The 17594-nt window shown below is 65.8% G+C and carries 8 protein-coding genes; all 8 read left to right on the top strand.

Annotated elements, in window-relative coordinates:
• Positions 1–34: 34 nt before the first annotated feature.
• From dpdE to dpdD, 8 genes are read left to right on the top strand one after another with little or no spacing between them, the layout of a single operon-like run.
• Positions 35–3301 carry a protein DpdE gene (gene dpdE, locus Q0Z83_RS44545; protein ID WP_317789548.1) on the top strand — a complete coding sequence of 1089 codons (3267 nt, stop codon included), beginning with the start codon at positions 35–37 and terminating at the stop codon, positions 3299–3301.
• Positions 3294–5876: a protein DpdF gene (gene dpdF, locus Q0Z83_RS44540; RefSeq protein WP_317789547.1), complete on the top strand. Its 2583-nt coding sequence runs from the start codon at positions 3294–3296 to the stop codon at positions 5874–5876. Before dpdE ends, dpdF begins: the two co-directional genes overlap by 8 nt.
• Complete coding sequence (gene dpdG, locus Q0Z83_RS44535) at positions 5877–6782, top strand: protein DpdG (protein WP_317789545.1); 906 nt, start codon at positions 5877–5879, stop codon at positions 6780–6782.
• Positions 6775–9831, top strand: coding sequence for a protein DpdH (dpdH, locus tag Q0Z83_RS44530; RefSeq protein WP_317789544.1), 3057 nt, complete (start codon positions 6775–6777; stop codon positions 9829–9831). Before dpdG ends, dpdH begins: the two co-directional genes overlap by 8 nt.
• A complete protein-coding gene (locus Q0Z83_RS44525) occupies positions 9828–10502 on the top strand; it encodes a hypothetical protein (protein ID WP_317789543.1) in 675 nt (224 codons plus the stop codon). Before dpdH ends, Q0Z83_RS44525 begins: the two co-directional genes overlap by 4 nt.
• Positions 10499–14968 carry a protein DpdJ gene (gene dpdJ, locus Q0Z83_RS44520; RefSeq protein ID WP_317789542.1) on the top strand — a complete coding sequence of 1490 codons (4470 nt, stop codon included), beginning with the start codon at positions 10499–10501 and terminating at the stop codon, positions 14966–14968. Before Q0Z83_RS44525 ends, dpdJ begins: the two co-directional genes overlap by 4 nt.
• Positions 14965–15483, top strand: a complete 519-nt coding sequence (gene dpdK, locus Q0Z83_RS44515; RefSeq protein WP_317789541.1) for a phospholipase D-like domain-containing protein DpdK — start codon at positions 14965–14967, stop codon at positions 15481–15483. The genes dpdJ and dpdK overlap by 4 nt, the downstream gene beginning before the upstream one ends.
• Positions 15480–17471 (top strand): protein DpdD, encoded by a 1992-nt coding sequence (dpdD, locus tag Q0Z83_RS44510; RefSeq protein WP_317789539.1) that lies wholly within the window; start codon positions 15480–15482, stop codon positions 17469–17471. The genes dpdK and dpdD overlap by 4 nt, the downstream gene beginning before the upstream one ends.
• Positions 17472–17594: the final 123 nt, after the last annotated feature.

Here is a 17594-nt window from a genome sequence, read left to right as displayed (position 1 = left end):
CGAAAATGTCGGTGGGTACAGATACTCTGCGTGCGTGCCGTCAACGGTGACCCCAAACGCACTGACCATCGGGCAGTTCATCGAGCATCCGCGCGTGCCAGGTATCGCCCGTATTGCGGCATTCGAAGACGCCGCCGTACGCGTCGACGCGTTCGAGTCAGTGGCCGTACCCGTGGCGCGCACCTGGCGGGTACCGGCCGACGAATGCCGCCCGGTACGGCTCATGCAGCAGACACGCGTCTATTGGGAAGACCCCGACACCGGACGCTGGCAGGCCGGGCGGATCATCGGCGGCGGACCCGAAACCTACTTCGTGCGCATCCCCAACCGGGACCAGGACTTCGAGGTGCCGCAAGCCGAACTCCGCGTCCGCTGGGATCGCCCGATCAACTCCCCAGCAGAGGTCCTCGCCGCCGGAGCGCACGAATCGCCGTTCTTCCGCGACGCCCGGCTACCGATGCTGCGAAGCCTGGTGGCGCAGCGCGCCGCGTGCGCGAGCCTGCCCGCCCTACTGTCGGCGGGCATCGAGATCTATCCCCACCAGGTCCAGACCGCCATGACTGTGCTCGGCGACCCGGTGCAGCGATACCTGCTCGCCGATGAGGTCGGCCTCGGCAAGACCATCGAGGCCGGCCTCGTGATTCGACAACTACTCCTCGACCGCCCGCGGTCGCGCATCCTGGTGGTCGCTCCCGCCGTCCTGCGTAGACAGTGGCAAACCGAACTGCGGACAAAGTTCTTCGTCGATGACTTCCCGGATGCCATCCTGCGGATTACCAGCCACGAGACGCCCCAGCGGTGGCACGAATACCACGGTGTCGACTTGGTCATTGTCGACGAGGCCCACCGCCTGTGCCGCGCGCAGGCTCCCGGCCAGACTCCCTACCGGGAACTCGTGGCCCTCGCGCATTCCACACGACGATTGCTGCTGCTATCGGCAACGCCGGCCACGGCGCGGGCCGAGACCCATCTAGCATTGCTGCACCTGCTCGACCCGAACCTGTACCGCTGGGATGACGCCGCTCAATTCGCCGAGAGGTTCGAAAGCCGCCGAGAATTGGCGAGGGCGGTCTACGGTCTGGACGCGGAATTCGCGCCCATGCTGCCCATCGCGATCGACGAGATCACGGCACTCGTGCCCCACGACACCGCATTCCAAGAGCTGGCCGATGCCGTCACTAGCCTTCTGACCGCCGACGGCGACCTCCGGGAGGAAACCGCGCAACCCATCCTGCACGCGCGGGTCGACGCCCTGCGCGCCCACATCAGCGAGACGTACCGGCTACACCGGCGGGTCATCCGGCATCGCCGGCACAACGTGCTCGCCGACAGCGGTGAGACGGAAGCGCTGCCGTTTGAGGTCACCGGACGCCAACGGCCAGCCTCGGTGACCCTGCAGATTTCCCGAGCCGCTCGCGCCTGCGACATCCTGCTGAACTGGCAGCAACAGACCAGCCACTGGCTGCTCGATCATGAGACCGAACACCAGACCGGCGCCTACGGCCAGGTCCTCGCCGTGCTCTCGTCCCGCGTTGATGAACTGTCGCGAGACCTGGAAGACGCGCTGCGCTGGCGGGTCCACCGCGACGAGCACGCCGCGGCGCGCGCCGGACTCAGCGTCGAAGAGCGACAGATGCTGACGGCGGCCGCTGTCCTGCCCGCCGACCAATTCGCACTGGACGACCTCGCCGCCGAACCCGCCGAGTCCCAGAGCGACCTTAGGCCGATGGCACGGATATCCACTGAGTACCGCCGAACGGTCGTCTTCTGCGGCGCCGGCAGCCTCACGGCTCACGTCACTGACCGCCTGGTCGTACCGCCAGGACTCACCGTGGTCGAGCACTCACGCCGGCATAGCGAGGTCGAGAACGCCGCAGCGGTCGAACGGTGGCGCGAGCACGGCGGAACCCTCGTCGTCGACGACACCGCTGAAGACGGGGTCAACCTGCAGGAGGCGGACGCGGTAGTCCACATGCGGCTGCCCTGGTCGCCGAATCGGTGTGAACAACGGCTCGGACGTGTGGATCGTTTCGCCGGAGCGGATGGAAGAACACGCCAGCCCGCGCAACAGTTCATCGTCAGCATCGGCGTCACGGAGGAAGACTTCACCGCCGCGTGGCTCGCGCTGCTGACCGACAGCATCAGAATCTTCGATGACTCGGTCTCCGCCCTGCAGGATGCGCTGGACGGGGTGAGCAACTCCGCGTGGGAGACGGGCCTGCGTGACGGGCCAGTCGCGATGCTTCGGAGCAGCGATAGCATCACCGGCATCTTGGCCAATGAGCGCCGCGAGATCGACGGCATGGACATGCTCGAGGCCGTGCACGAAGGTGGCGTCGGTCAAACCCTGGCCGAGGTGGCGATCGCCACCGAAACCCGTTGGTTAGCGCACGAGCAGGCGACGCGCGGCTACGCCGCATCCGGCCCCGGCGGTCTCCGCTTCGCCTATCACGCGCTGACGAAGCCGAAACACGCTGTGCGATTCGAACGGGGCGCCCTTCTGGTCTCACCGCGCCTGCTCGCGCTAGCCGGCCGCTCCGTTCCCCCTGAAGCGATGGAAGGAACATTCAACCGTAACACTGCATTACGCAATCCCGGACTGCGAATGCTCCGCCTGGGAAGTCCTTTCGTGGATGTCCTTGCCCGTGTGGTCACGATCGACGACAGAGGACAGGCGAGTGCATTCTGGCGACGCGGTCTTCAGAGCATCGAGCCGCGGATATACTTCGGTCTGGACTTTCTGGTGGAGGCCGCGATCGATCACGCGCTCGATTTGGTGCCCTCATCGCCAGACGCGCAGAACGCGCTACGGCGGCAGGCAGACATGATCTTTCCGCCATTCATGCAACGCATCTGGTTGTCCGCTGGTAGTGATGCGCCCGTCGATGATGCGGCTCTGCAGGCGTGGCTGGAGCAACGCTACGACCCGGAACGTGGTGATCTCAACCTGAGTGAGACCCGCATCGGTGCGCTGTGGGACGTGCTCGGCGGACCGGACGGCCTTGCCGCCGCCGCGCGGCAGGCGGAACGAGACGGTCGAATCGAGTTGGCCCGTTCGGCTGATCTCGTCGAGCGGGGACGGCGAGCCGAGCAGGAGGCGGCACGTGCCCTGGCGGTACGCCAGACACAGGCTCTCGCCCGTCGGCGCGCTGGGCGGCTGCTGTCGGATACGGAAAGCTATCTGGAGGACGTTCGAGTGTCCGCGGCCCTGATCGGTGGGCTGGGCCAGCCGGGGCTGCGCCTCATGGCGATCAGTTGCGTTGTCGGCGGCGATCTGCGCGTGGGGGCGCGGGGTGTCTGATGCGTGGGCCGACGCACAAGCGCTGTGGTCGGCATGGCCTCACCTTGAGGTCACCCGTCCAGCAGACAGCACCGTCGGGCGGCTGCTCGACGCTCTGCGAGGAGTAGCCGAAGACCGAGCCGGCTGGCACGACGTCGCCGCGTTGACCCTGCAGGTCCTCCTGGAACAGAGTGCGCGGCGACAAGGGATCTGGCCGTTACAGGTGCCGGTCGGCCCCCGCCTGCCGAGCCGGGAACAGTGGCACGATATCGGCTGCGATGTTCTCAGCACCCCCGATGGGCTGTCTCTCACACCGCGCCCCTGGCATCCGCCCACGGGCACCGCCCACGCGGACCGCGCCGTAGAGATCGAGATGGCGGAGGTCTTCGCCGGAAGGGCCGCCGCGACGCCGGCACACACGGCCGACCCGTTCTGGACCATGGCCCTCGGCTCGGACTACCGGTCGTACACCTCACTGGGGCAGCGGGAAGCCGCGCGGACAATCGTCACCGCCCCGCCCGGCAGCACCGTGATCGCGTGCCTACCCACCGGCCAGGGCAAGACCGAATTGGCGTGGGCGGCGGCGATCCCCGCCACGCGGCGCCGCGGAGTCGCCGTTGTGGTGGTGCCGACTGTCGTGCTGGCCATGGACTTGGAACGTCGGATCCACCGACTGCTGGCCACCCTGGGTGAACCGCCCAGTCCCAGCGGGCACTACGCCTACACCGGGGGTCTTGCCGACGACATCAAACAAGCGATCCGTCGCGATATCCGCGACGGACGCCAGCGCATCGTGATCGCCGCACCCGAAGCCCTAGTGAGCGGCCTGCGCCTAAGCCTGGAGTCGGCCGTCCGCCAGGGACTTCTCACTCACCTGATCATTGACGAAGCACATCTCGTCGAGCAGTGGGGTACCGAGTTCCGACCCGAGTTCCAGGCGATGAGCGGATTGCGCCGATCGTGGCTCGCGATGGCCCCACCAGAACGCCGACCGGTCACCCTGGCGATGAGCGCCACCTTGACCCGCCAACAGATCCGCACCATCGAGGACTTGTTCGGCAGCCCCGGGGCCACCGAACTCATCTGGGCATCGCAGACCCGCCGAGAACCCTCCTACTTCATCGAACGATGCGACACCGACAGCGCCCGCACCTCCGCGATCCTGCAGGCCGTCAGCGCACTACCCAAGCCGATGATCATCTACACCACCCGCAGGCGCGATGCCGTTGAATGGGCACAACGCCTACGTGGGGCCGGGTTCTACCGCCTCGCCGTTGTGACCGGAGACATCGGCGACACCGGCCGGCGCGAGGCCGTCATGGGCTGGCGGGGTGAAGACCATGACGGGAAACCTTCGCCGACCCGCTTCGACATCGTCGTCGGCACCTCCGCGTTCGGGCTGGGACTGGACATGGCCGACGTCCGCAGCGTAGTGCACGCCTGCGTGCCCGAGACTCTCGACCGCTATTACCAAGAGGTGGGACGCGCCGGTCGCGATCGCCGCCCCGCGCTGGCATATCTTGCCAGCGCGCCGTCCGACTACGGCGTCGCCGCCCTGATTAACCGTGAGATCGTCATCAGCAGCGACAAAGGCTGGGATCGGTGGGGCAGCATGGCTCGCTCAGCGGCTGACCTCGGCCACGGCCGCCTTGACATCGACTTGGACACGCTGCCGACCTACATCCCCGAGGAGTCGGGCCACAACCGCCAATGGAACGTGCGCACCCTGAACCTCATGGCTCAAGCCGGACTGATCGATCTCCACTCCCCGCAACCACCCAGCCGGAACGCCGATGAGCCCGAGGACCAATGGCAGCGCCGACTGGCGGACTACTCCGCCCATGCTGACGCCCGCATCGTCGCCCACATCGGCAACGGCCGGACCAACGACCACACGTTCTGGGAACGCCGTTTCGAAGGGCAGCGGGCGAGCGTGGCAACCGAACAGACCAAGTCACTGGACCGACTTCGCCAGTTGATCAAAGGCGACCGCTGCACCGGCGTGACCATCGCCGACTACTACCGATCTCCGTGGCGGGGCGGCATTCTTCGCACCGCCGTCAACTGTCGGGGCTGTCCACATTGCCGGAGCACGGAACCGGAACGGCCCCGGGGCACGCTGTACCGCGATGGCGGCGAGCCCTTCCCGGGCGTGGCCCACTGGTCTGGTCGCCCGGATCCGTTGGGAGCGCTGCGTGGCGATGCGGCATGGATAAGCCTCTGGTGGCGTGACCGCGTGATCCGCGACGACCTCCTGCCTCAACTGCTTGTCCAACTCGCCAGGCGAGGATTATCAATTCTCGCCGGCCCCGGAGTGACCACAGTTCTCGCCGCGAGAGTCCAACGACAAGCCTGGCCGAAGCCGGTCATCGTGGACAGCGACGGCAGTCTGACCGACAGCTTCCCAGGGCCGATCATCTGGGTTGCGGACGAGACTAATTCCCTGACTGGTGCAGTACGGGCACGTCTTGCGGCCGACGCACCGACCTACCTCATTCACGCCCGTGATCTTCCCGATCCAGAGCGGCGCCACCTGCGATTGCACCAAACTTGCGACGTGTCCCTGCCGCTTTCGACTGTACTGGGAGCCCTGTAGATGGCGCTGCTGAACGATCCGGCTTCTCTTCCCACCCCGATGTGGATCGTCGCTCGCTACCTGGCGTCAAACCCCCGTCAGCATCACCTGCGAGACGCCCTGCGGGCGCTGCTGAGCCCCGGCAGCCTGTTACCGCTAGACAAGCGGGAAAACGACACTACCTTCGACTGGGCCGTGCGCACTCTGGACGACCTTGGCATAGTCCGAATCGACAGCGACAAAATCTCATTGTCGGACGTCGGGCCCGATCTTCGCCCGGACGATGTCGCCGCTTTCAACGACCTGTTACGCCATCAGGTGCTTGACCCCAGCCGCAACGCGACCATCGCCGACGGCGACCAGACCGGCCCCAAGGATCTCGTTCGTGCGCTGTCCTGGTTCCTTACTCTCGATCCGTTCGTGGCCATGAGCCACACTGACGTCGTGCAGCGGCAGCGCGGAGCCCTCGCCGAGCACGTCGGCAACCCCCTCGTCAACGACTTTCGATGGAACCGCTTTACCTATTGGGCTCCCGCGCTGGGCTTTGCCGCACCACCTCTAATCCCACCGTCCGGCAGCAGAACGCAGACCCTCGCCCCTGACTGCGTGACCGCGGTGCTTCGGACAGTGCGCGCGAAATGGGAGCCGGGTACCCGGCTCCCCGCCCGCGACATGGTCACAGCGATCACCGACGAACTGCCTGTCCTGCCCGGTGGCCGATACAGCGTCGCCCTCGGCCTGCCCAACGAGGCGCCGGACGTCTCAGCAGTGTTGTCCTTCGCCCTGCTGTGCGGCGACGAATATGGCTGGCTCAAACTCGACCGGCGTTCCGACGCCGACGACGAGGTCCTCCTCGTGGACCCAGATCGATCCAGCCAGGTGCTGCGCATTACCCACGTCGAGATCCAGGAGTCGGTCAATGGCTGAGTTCCGGCAGTTCCTGTGCTGGTCACCCACGACCGCGGCAACGACGATCACCACCGAGGCAGTCTCACCCTCTCCGTCGGTGTTCTTCGCGACCCACGCTCCTCTGCGGATTCGACGGCGACACCCGGAAGGACGAGCGGACACCCACAGCGCCGAGGTCACCGAGGAACAGGTGCGGCGTGACTTCCTGCAGCGGTCCACGCCAACCGGTGTCCTCCTGATGCCCGTCATCGGTGAATCCGGCGCCGGCAAGTCACACCTCGTACGGTGGATCTACGAGAAGACCCCGCCCACCGCGTCGCGGGCGATCATCTATCTGCCCAAGACCAGCACGAGCCTGCGTGCGGTCGTCCGAGCCCTTCTCGATCAGCCTGACGTCGACAGTCCCGAACTCGCCCAGCTGCGCGCCGACGTTGACCGAATGAGCTCGGAACTCGACCAGCGCAGCCTCGAACGACGACTGATCAACGAACTGTCAGAGGCCGTGGCCGTCGCCGATTCGAAGCCAGGCGCGGCGCGGATCCTTGCTGGGCCTGACCGTCTAGCGTCGCTCCTGCTCGACCCTCATATCCGCGACCACCTGCTACAAGAAGGCAAGCTGATCCCGCGTCTGGCCGCGAGCCTGCTGTCGGACGGCCACGAGCGAGACAACGAGCGACCCACCAGCTTCACCGTCGACGACCTCCCGCTCGACGTGGCCGACGTGAAGAAAGCATCCGACAAGGCATACCGGCTGCTGATGCAGATCACCACCAAGCCCGATTTGCAGACCGCCGCCGTCGACATCCTCACCGACCAGTTGCCGACCGCGGTAACCGCCGCGTGGAACATCGGTGGGGGACGCCTACAGGACGCGATGCTGGAAGTCCGGCGCCAGTACGCCCGCCAGGGCAAGGAAATCCTCCTGCTCATCGAGGATTTCGTTGTTTTGCAAGGCGTCCAGCGCGACTTGCTCGACGCGCTCATCGAGGCGGGCGAGCGAGAGGGGCGCACCGTGCTGGCTCCTGTACGCACCTTGATGGCGGTGACCAGCGGATACTTCGAGCGGCTGACCGAAACGGTGCTGACCCGGGCCAAGGCAGCGACACCATACGTCTACGACCTTGACGTCGCATTCGACACCTCGGAGCGAGGGCGCGCCGAAGTCGGCGCCTTTGTTGGCCGATACCTCAACGCCGCCCGGCTCGGGCACAACGTGCTTGAAGAGGCGGGAGTGGCCGCCGGTGCCGCAATTCCCAACAAGTGCGAGGACTGCCCCTTCAAAGACACCTGTCACGCCGCCTTCGGCGTATCCACCGATGGGCACGGGCTGTACCCGTTCAACTGGCCGGCGCTACGGCGCGCCATTCGCGCCCGACCAGCACGCAACAAGCCGGACTCATTCAACCCGCGAGCCGTCATCGGTGAAGTTGTCCGACCGGTCCTCGTCGAACACGCTGAGGCACTGCGTGAGGGAACCTTCCCAGACGAACGATTCCGCGAAGATTTCCCCACACCCAGCGAAGAGACGTTTCTGCTCGGCGTGGTGAAGCAGGAAATTGAAGAGCGGGATCCGAACGGCGCGCAGCGGCGAGAGACCTTCCTCGAGTTTTGGGGGGATGCGCCTGACCAGGTGAAGAATCTCGAGCCGGAACTTCACGCCGCGTTCGGTATCAAACCGCTGCGCATCGACGATGCATCGTCACTGCGGACCAGGTTCACCCCAACCGCTCCAACTGTAGCCGGCCCACGCCCGAACACCCCAGCGACCGCTGCACCGGCGCCGGCCAACGGGATACCTCCGCGCATCCGGAAAATGATCGACGACATCGAAAACTGGCAGGGCCGCGATGCCCAGCTTCCGCAACCCACAGCCTTCGCCATCCGCAGCATCATCCGGCAAGCGGTGACCAGCCGCAGCCTCTGGAATGACCCGATCATGGCCGAGCCGCTAACGGGTGATCTTGACAAGGCGTGGCCCGTCCGACCCACCGTGGTCTCCATCGAGGGCGCGGAGGGCGAGGGCGGCCGCACGGCAAGCGGCGGAGCCCCGATCTACTTCAAGCGCCTTCCCGCCAACGCGGCCTTCTTCCAGCAACTCCTGCTGGCCGGTGCCGGCATCATGGCCGGCAACTCGATCGCGCTGCGGCGCCTGCACCGCATCGCCGAGCAGCACCAGACGACCATGCAGCAGGCCGTCCTGCGCACGCGGGCCTTCTCCGACAAAGAACTGATTACGAGCATGCGGGCGTCCCTGCTGGGCGCCGTCCTCGCCGGCCACGCCCGGCCGGACATGGCAGACCAGGCATTGCTAGACGCAGCCCTTGACGACGGGCAATCATGGCATCGCCCCGATGCCGACAGCCGAACCGCCGCCTGGCTGGCGCTGTGGGATACGCACCGCGCGGCCCGCCCAGAACTTGTCGCGAAACTACGTGAGAGCATCGGTTACCGACGAGGCACCACGGGCGCCATCCGGCTCGTTGACGCGACGCGCGCGGTACCTTTGCTGAAGCAAGCGGCTCGAGAATGGACCTGGCAGCGACCGGAGACGCTGCCCGAGTGGGCCAGCCGAGCGGTGAACGGATTCGCCAAGTTCGCCGACACGATGGAGTCGCAGGTCACCCGTCTCCAGGGGGATCTCGCGCAGACCCGTATCCACCTCCCCGCCGGGGTCAGTGGCGCAGAAACTGTCGCCGCTGTGGAACAAGCGCTCAACGCCGCGCTCGGGGTTGGCCTCGCGCCCGACGACTTGACCGGCTTCCGGACTAATCTCGCCGAGGTGAAGGAATGCGACTGGCGCTGTCTCGATCGGCTCGAACGTGACCTGGCTAAGATCGAAGCCGCCGCTGCCGCCGACGAGCGTAGTCGTGCGATTGTTACTGCCGCAGCCCGCAACGAGGGCAAGGACCTCATGATCATCCGTCGATTTCTTATGGACAGTGATGCCTGGCTCAGCGACCAACTCGTGGCGGCGCAACGAAGGGTTGGTGGCGCGGGCGCCGCTGCCGCGGTCCGTGTTCAAGATCTGCTGAACCGCTGGAGCGCGCTGGACGGAGGCCCGCAGTGACAAGCGAGTCGGTCCTGGTCAAGGCCAGAGCCCTCAATGCCGAAGCAAACAAACTCCGCGAAGGCGCCGAGGCAGAGGACAACGCCAAACGGGTTCTCACCCGTGTCGACGAGCTCAACACGGCCCTCGACGGCTTGCAGAGGGCTCTCGACGCCGTCCAAAAACTTCGCGAGCGGGGCGCCGAGGTGGCCCTTCCGCCGCTCGACGGGGGCCGAGAAGCCTTCGGGCAACTCGTCGGGACCGGCCTGCCCCCGCAACGGGCCTTCGCGACGGCCAAGACCAAGATCGAGGGCACCTGGCAACAGATCGAGTCCAACCTGAAACAGGCCTGGGCGGCGTGGACCGCGCGGCTGGCGGCCGACCTGCAGGTGCAGCGGCTGGTCATGCTTCCGCCTAGCGATCGACGAAGCAACCAAAGCTCGCTGAATACACTGTCCAAACTGGGCAAGGTCGATATCCCCTCGGCGGGTAACGTCCTGGAATTCGCGGTCGTATACGCCAGCCTGAAGGAGACACTCGATGCTCTGCCTGAGCCGCTACCTGAGTTGCAGGCGTTGCTGAAGCGGCTCGCGGAGCGCACCACGCTGGACCGGTTGTCCGACGCTGACGTCGCGCTCCTTCGGCAGCACGACGTGGCAGACCAAATCGAGGTACAGAGGAGGGCCGTGTGACTCAGCGGCTTGGTGGTCGCTTCCTGTCCGAGATCCTCGACGACCTAGAAGGCCTCGAACTACCGCTCCTGGCCTGGGGCGTGACCACCGGCAGCCTTTCGGTCGACGAGGTCATGTCCACGATCAGAGACCACCTCGCCACCGCCACGGCGCCCGCCGACACGACGGCCGACGAGGTCCACGACGCCTTGCTCGACGCCGCCCTACTCTTCCAAGTTCCTAATACGACGCCAGTGCGCTATCGCACCCGCATGGGCGAGACCGTCCGGCTCACCGCCCGCCTACGCCAACTGTTTGCACTGCGCCAGCCCGCATCGCCGCCATCGCGTTGGTGGGAACGCGGCCGCACCTTGGTCGCGGACTACCGGCTCCACACCGCCCGGCGGCGATACCCCAAGCGCGACGTCACCATCGACGCCGCGCTGGCCGCGCTGGCCCAGGAGCCGCTGTGGACCTCGCATGACAGCGTCGTCGCTCGTGCGCAACTGAGCCACCCGACGCTCGCGCAGTTCCAGGTCGATGCCACCAGGACGATCCTGAATGCGACACGAACCGGCCGTAGCGCCGGCGTGATCATCGGAGCCGGGACCGGCAGCGGCAAGACCCTCGGCTTCTATCTGCCGGCTTTGTGCGCGATGGCCACCCGTGCCCGGCAGGGAGGCGGTGGCGTTCACAGCGTCGCGCTCTACCCACGCATCGAACTGCTCCGCGACCAACTGCGCGGGGCGATCAGTACCACCATGCGTGTCAACACCGCACAGGAGCAAGCCCAGGCCCGCCGACTGCGCCTCGGCGTTCTCTACGGTGACACGCCCCAGAGCGTCGATCAGCTGAACTCCGGCAAAGCGCCGCACCTCGTCCGTGCCTGGCCGGAGCGAGACGAAGGGCTGGTCTGCCCATACCTTACCTGTCCTGCCTGCGGAGCAGAGTTGGTATGGCCGGCGCAAGATCGCAGCGGAGAATCACGGGAGCGGCTTCGGTGTGTCCAGCGATCATGCGACATGGTGATCACAGACCTGGCGCTCACCCGTGAATCGCTCCACGCCTCACCGCCCGACCTGCTGTTCACCACCACGGAGATGCTCAACCGCAACTCCACCCACGCAACACTCGGCCCGCTGCTGGGCTGGCTCGGCACCAACCGGCCCAGCCTTGTGCTGCTCGATGAAGCCCACACCTACAGCGGAATGCACGGCGCTCAAGTCGCCCTGCTCCTGCGTCGATGGCGCAACGCCCTTCGCCGACCGGTAACCTTCGTCGGCCTCAGCGCGACCCTGCGCGACGCGGCCGCGTTCTTCGGTCAACTGACCGGTTTGCCGGACGCCGCGGTGGACTACGTCACACCGCGCGACGAAGAACTGGAGGAGGAAGGCCGCGAGTACGCCATCGCGCTGCGATCCGACCCCGTCTCCGGCGTTAGCCAACTGTCGACCTCCATTCAGGCGGCGATGCTCTTCGGCCGGGTGCTGGACCCGCTCAACCGGGAGTTTCTATACGGCTCCCGCGGCTTCTTGTTCACCGATGACCTCGATGTCACCAACCGGTTCTACGACGATCTGCGCGATGCCGAAGGGAGCCAAGACCGGCGAGGTAACCGGATGCCCGGCCGGGTGCTGGCCGGCCTGCGGTCACCCGACGGGCCCTTCCGAAGCGAGCGATATATCGACGGGCAGTCCTGGGACCTCGTGCAACAGATCGGCCATGACCTCGACCCCATGGCCAACGTCGGCGAGCTACGCATCGGCCGGACCTCGTCCCAGGACGTCGGCGTGGACAAGGACGCGGACCTCGTCGTCGCCACCGCGTCCCTTGAGGTCGGCTACGACGACGAACGCGTTGGCCTCGTGCTGCAGCACAAAGCGCCACACGACGCGGCCGCTTTCCTCCAACGCCGCGGACGCGCCGGCCGTCGCCGCGGCACCCGACCGTGGACCGTCGTCACCCTGTCGGACTACGGCCGCGATCGACTCGCCTACCAGGCCTACGACTCCCTCTTCTCCCCGGAGCTGGCCGCCACCCGGCTGCCCATCGGCAACCGCTTCGTCCTGAAGATCCACGGTACGCAAGCGATGCTCGATTGGCTCGCCGGCATGCTGCGCGCCATGCGCATCGACCCACGGCGCCTGCTCACCGCCCCGACCCCAGCGGCGCAGCCGATTCCGGCGCAATACGTCGATGCCCTCACCGAACTGCTTGAGAAGGTCATCGTCGATGCAGCGCTGCAGGATGACCTCATCAACCACCTCCGTCGGGCACTGGACATCACCACCGACGAAGCACAGGCACTGCTCTGGGAACAACCGCGTTCCTTGCTGCTCAGCGTCGCGCCAACAGCACTGCGCCGGCTGAGATGCTCCTGGCAACCAGTCGACACCGATCCCGGCGCCCACCCGAGAAGCATGCTGCCCGACTTCCTCACCCGAACGCTGTACGAACCCCTCAACGTTCCTGAGGTCACCTTCGAGTTGCCGTTCGCGAGCGACCCCGAATCCCTGCCAATCGAACGAGCGCTACGTGAAGCTGTCCCAGGACGAGTCAGCCGCAGATACGGACATCGCCGCAGCGATGACCGCACCTGGATAGATCTGCCCCAAGCCAACGCGCAGGGGATGCTCGACATCACCACCTTCGTCGAGACCCACACCCCGCAAGGAATCTGGACTCCGCCGGGTCAGCAGCCCATCCAGGTATTGCGGCCCCACGTCATCAAACTCCAAAGGCCTGACGCCACTGTTGATGATCGGTCCCAGGGAATCCCGCTCTGGGCATCTCAAGTCGTCGCGCCTGCGAGCGGGCTTTACGAGGCTAACGTGCCGAAACCCTCCACCTGGGGTGACCGAGTCACTGCAGTCGGGTTCGCCACCAGCGCCGCCGGCAATCCCGCCGAGATCCGGCGAATGACGCTCGGCGCCGACTGCGAAACGGTGTACACCCGCCCGACGCGAACCATCGCCAGCACCGTGCGCTACACCTTTGACGGGCAACCCGCAGCGTTGGGATTCCGCCTGACCGCCGACGCGGCCCGCTTCCGCATCCTGCCCCTGGACCTGACCCGCGAAGCCGTGACTACCTACCTGCGGTCACCTCAATGGCGGCTCCTCGCGTTCACGGCCGCCGTCGCCCAGGACCCAGCGCTCGACGGCGTGGCCAACACTTTCCAGCGCGGGTGGCTCACGTTGGTCTACACCGCCGCACATGCTCTGGCCGCCACGGAGCCAGGCAACTCGGCTTCGAACAGCGAGACCTTGTACTCCGCTCTCCGCGGTGGTGCCTGGCGGGACGACATCGAGGAAGTCCTGCGCATCCTCTATCGAGATGCAACGCCGGCGGGAGCGCCCGCACCGGAACGCCTCGTCACCACCCTCACGGGGCTGAGTAACGACGCCAGCGTCATCGCCTGCCTCGACCGGCATGGCCGACTGCTGTGGTCCGAGGACGTAGTCACCAACACAGGCCAACTGGCGCAGAAGGTCTACCGGGAAACCGTGGCGGCGGCCATTCTCGCCGCCGCCCAACGTGCGTGTCCAGACGCGCAAGACCGTGACCTCATCGTCGACGCGCAAGAACCAAGCGACGCCAACGGGCCGGCAGACATCTGGCTCAGCGAAACCGCACTGGGCGGGCTCGGCATCATTGAACAACTCGTGAGCTACTACGCTCGCGATCCTCGCCGATTCTGGGGACTCGTTGACAGCGCACTCGGGCCGAGCGACCACGAATACGTCCACGACTCGCTCGTGCGGCTACTCGACCACGTCGTCTCGGATCCCGCCGCCGCGGCGGGCGTAGCAATACAAGCCCTCCGGCAAGCCCGTTCCGCACATGACGCCGACCAGGCCCTGCAACAGTTGCGGTCGGCATGGACGACGCTCGACGGATACCCGCGGCACCCAGCCATAGCAGCCCTGTCTGTTCGCCTCCTGCGCCCCGGGAGCACGAGCAATACCGACGCCACCGCACTAGGACTGGTCAGAGTCTGGGATGACCTACAGCAGCGGCTCGGAATCGAAGTCGACGCGACGACGCTGGCATATCTCGTCGGAATCGGTCGGCTTGCCGTACCAGGGACCGATGGAACACCCCTGAGCGCCGACCAGGTATTTAGCCTGTTGTGGCCGCGCGGAAGTCGAGCCAGAGTGCAACACCTACAGCACTATCAGCCCTACGCGGGACCTCCGCTGCTTGATCGACTGCTGGTCCAGGCAGCGCATGACGAGCGCCTACTCGCCATCGACGTCACCGACCCGACCTGGCTCGACCGATACACCGCCGAGATGCGCATGCGCGGCACGGTCGTTCTTGTCGCGCCAGTGGCTTCCGCCCGAGAATTCGGCAGGGCACTGCAAATGATCCCAGCCGTTGCGATAGACCGCGACGTCCTACGCGTCTACGGCGAGGTGGCCACGGTGGTGCGACAGGACGGTTCCCTGCGGGCGATGATTGAGATTCGTGAGGCGGCCCAATGATCCTCGAACGAGTCGTGCGCACCGGCCGCACGACCGGACTCCGCATCGACACGGTACTTGCGGCAGCCCTCCTCGGTGAACTCATAACACCGAGTCGGGAACTGTGGCTCGTTTCGCCATGGATCAGCGATGTCAATGTCATCGACAATACGAGTGGCAGCTATGACAGCGTCTTCGCCGAGCCTGCCAACAAGATGTACCCCCTTTCGGAGGTACTGGCAATGCTCACATACAGTGAAGCTAGGCTAACTGTCGTTACTCGACCCGATCCGCACAATAGGAGCTTCCTGGATCGGCTAAACCGCCAAGTTCAGAGTGGACAGCTTCTCACCGTTCAAGACGAGGACGTGCACGAGAAGACATTCTGCGGTGAACTCTGGCTCCTCACCGGTTCGATGAACTTGACCGTGCGTGGCATGCAAGTCAACGACGAAGCCGTGACCTATAAGAACAGTGCCCAAGCCGCCGCGCAGGCGCGACTTGATTTGCGCCGCCGTTTCGGAGGTCACGCGTGAACGCGGGTCCCACCACTGACGACTACAGGTCCAAAGTTGAGCTGCTCATTGATGAGTTCTTCGGAGCCGGGAATCCGGTATGGCGGGATCGCGACCCGAATTCAGAGAGAGGGCGACGGCTCACGCCATATCTACAGGTATTGCGCGAAGGCAACGAGGTGCCGATCGTTCTGCCACGGCAGAACCCGCAGACTCGGCAGTGGGTGGCGTACGTTGTCCCTCGGGACCAACGGCATGCCGCCGCCGTCTCAGATCTAATTCAAGCGTTCGTAGGGCCAAGCCACGCGCGGTTCAACGGCTTGCCAGCGGCACTGTCCGCCGATGATCCAATCGAGAAAGCCGTCCTCGATTTCGCCGGCCACTCGCTCATCTTCGTCGTGGCGAGTCCGCGGGTGACAGAGCGACGAATGTGGGACGCACTGCGTCTCATGCAGCAGGCTGTCACAGCTCGGCCGCGCAGGTCCTGGCACGCGCCCGTCCCCATCGGGCGCCTGTTGGCCCAGTTTGACGTGGCTCTCGCCGCAGGCGCCAACGCCACCTCTGCGGCCATCCTTGAGCAATTAGCGGCCAGCGGCGGAATCAACGCTTCCAATCTATGCCACCTGCGCATTAAAAGACTTGCCCGCCTCGGCCGCACCGGTGAACTGCTGCGGTTGCCTGACCTTGCCGACGTCGCCCTCACTCATCCGCCGACGCCCGTCCGCGACGCCATCCTTTCTGCCGTTTTTACGATGGCGTTGGCAGATCCGCTCGCCGCAGGAGACCTCCAGTTGGCCCGCGCCCGCCTCATTGAGGTCGGCGCCTTGGTCCCCGCGCTGATCGACGGACCACTGGCTGACCTCAGCCCGCAGGCTCTCACGGCACTCGCCCTGGCGGCGTGGGTCGCCGACACCGCCCCGCTCACCGAACTTCTGCGCCGAGATCCACGGTTCCTGGCAGCGGTCGAAGACCTGGCCCCCGACCTGGCCGCCGAATATCGCACCTCGCCCCGAGCGGGCCTGGTCGCAGATCCGTCACCCGCCACCGACCTGCCGCCATCCCCACCAATCCCAGGCTCGTGGTTACAGTTGATCGCGGCAATAGCCGCCGAGCAGGACGTACGAACCGTGCTCGAAGAGGAAGCATGGCGTGCCTGGGCCCCTGCCGCCGAGGCCGACGGAGAGATCGCGGCAGCCCTTGCACACCTCGACGACGACATGGTCAACCGTGCGTGGGCCTTCCTCGGAGCGTTCGTGGAGTCCGACCGATATCTGCATCCTGCAGCGCGCACCGCTCGCGAGTTCCTCACCAACGCGTTGACACACGACCACTTCAGTCCAGGTGACCTCGCCGGCATCGTCGCCCTGACCGAAATAATCCTGCGCGCAAGCCCCGATGCGTCCACCTATAGACAACTTCTTGATGATCTTGGGTCCGAAGTCAGCCGGTGGGCAGGTCCAGACCGTGCCACCACCGTGCTCGACCTAGCGGACCTCATCGCCAGGACTCCATGCCCTGATGGCGAAGCCCGGCTGCGTCTCGCTTTCCTTCTCCTTCGACCCCTCGCGGACCACCCCACCCGACTCGACACCGACCAGCTAGCCTTCGCCGCCCGGCTCGGCGCCGAACTCGAAGTGACGCTGCCCTGGCCGCCGGATACTCACGAGACTGCAGCAGGCCTCGGACCACTCGATGTCCCGGCGCAGGAGTTGCTGCTGTACTCCCTGGACGAAAGGGTGCTCGATAGGGTCGTTGCCGAACTCGCAATACAAGCTCCACAGGTCACGGTCACTATGAGTCACGACCATGTCGGCAGCCGCCAGCTTAAACAGTGGGCCCGGCGCGCCGACGTCGTGGTCATGGCCACCCGGTGTGCCACCCACGCGGCAACCGGTTTCATACGGGCCAACTGCCGACCGGAGACAATCGTCCGAGAGGCCGACGGCAGTGGCTCGGCGTCGTTGCTCCGAGCCGCAACCGTCGCGATAACCCGTCGACGAACCGAGTAGCCGAGTCGTGTCCCAGGGGCTCCGAAGCTCTCTGAGCAGTACTAGGGCAGTCTCCCAATACGACCAATTAAGCCTTATAACAACATAAGCGTCATTCCGGGCAGCCGTCGAACCACGGCGATT

Source organism: Actinoplanes sichuanensis (assembly GCF_033097365.1).
Lineage (GTDB): Bacteria > Actinomycetota > Actinomycetes > Mycobacteriales > Micromonosporaceae > Actinoplanes > Actinoplanes sichuanensis.
The sequence above is the reverse complement of the archived record's forward strand: the minus strand, read 5'-3'. Positions and strand labels throughout refer to the sequence as shown.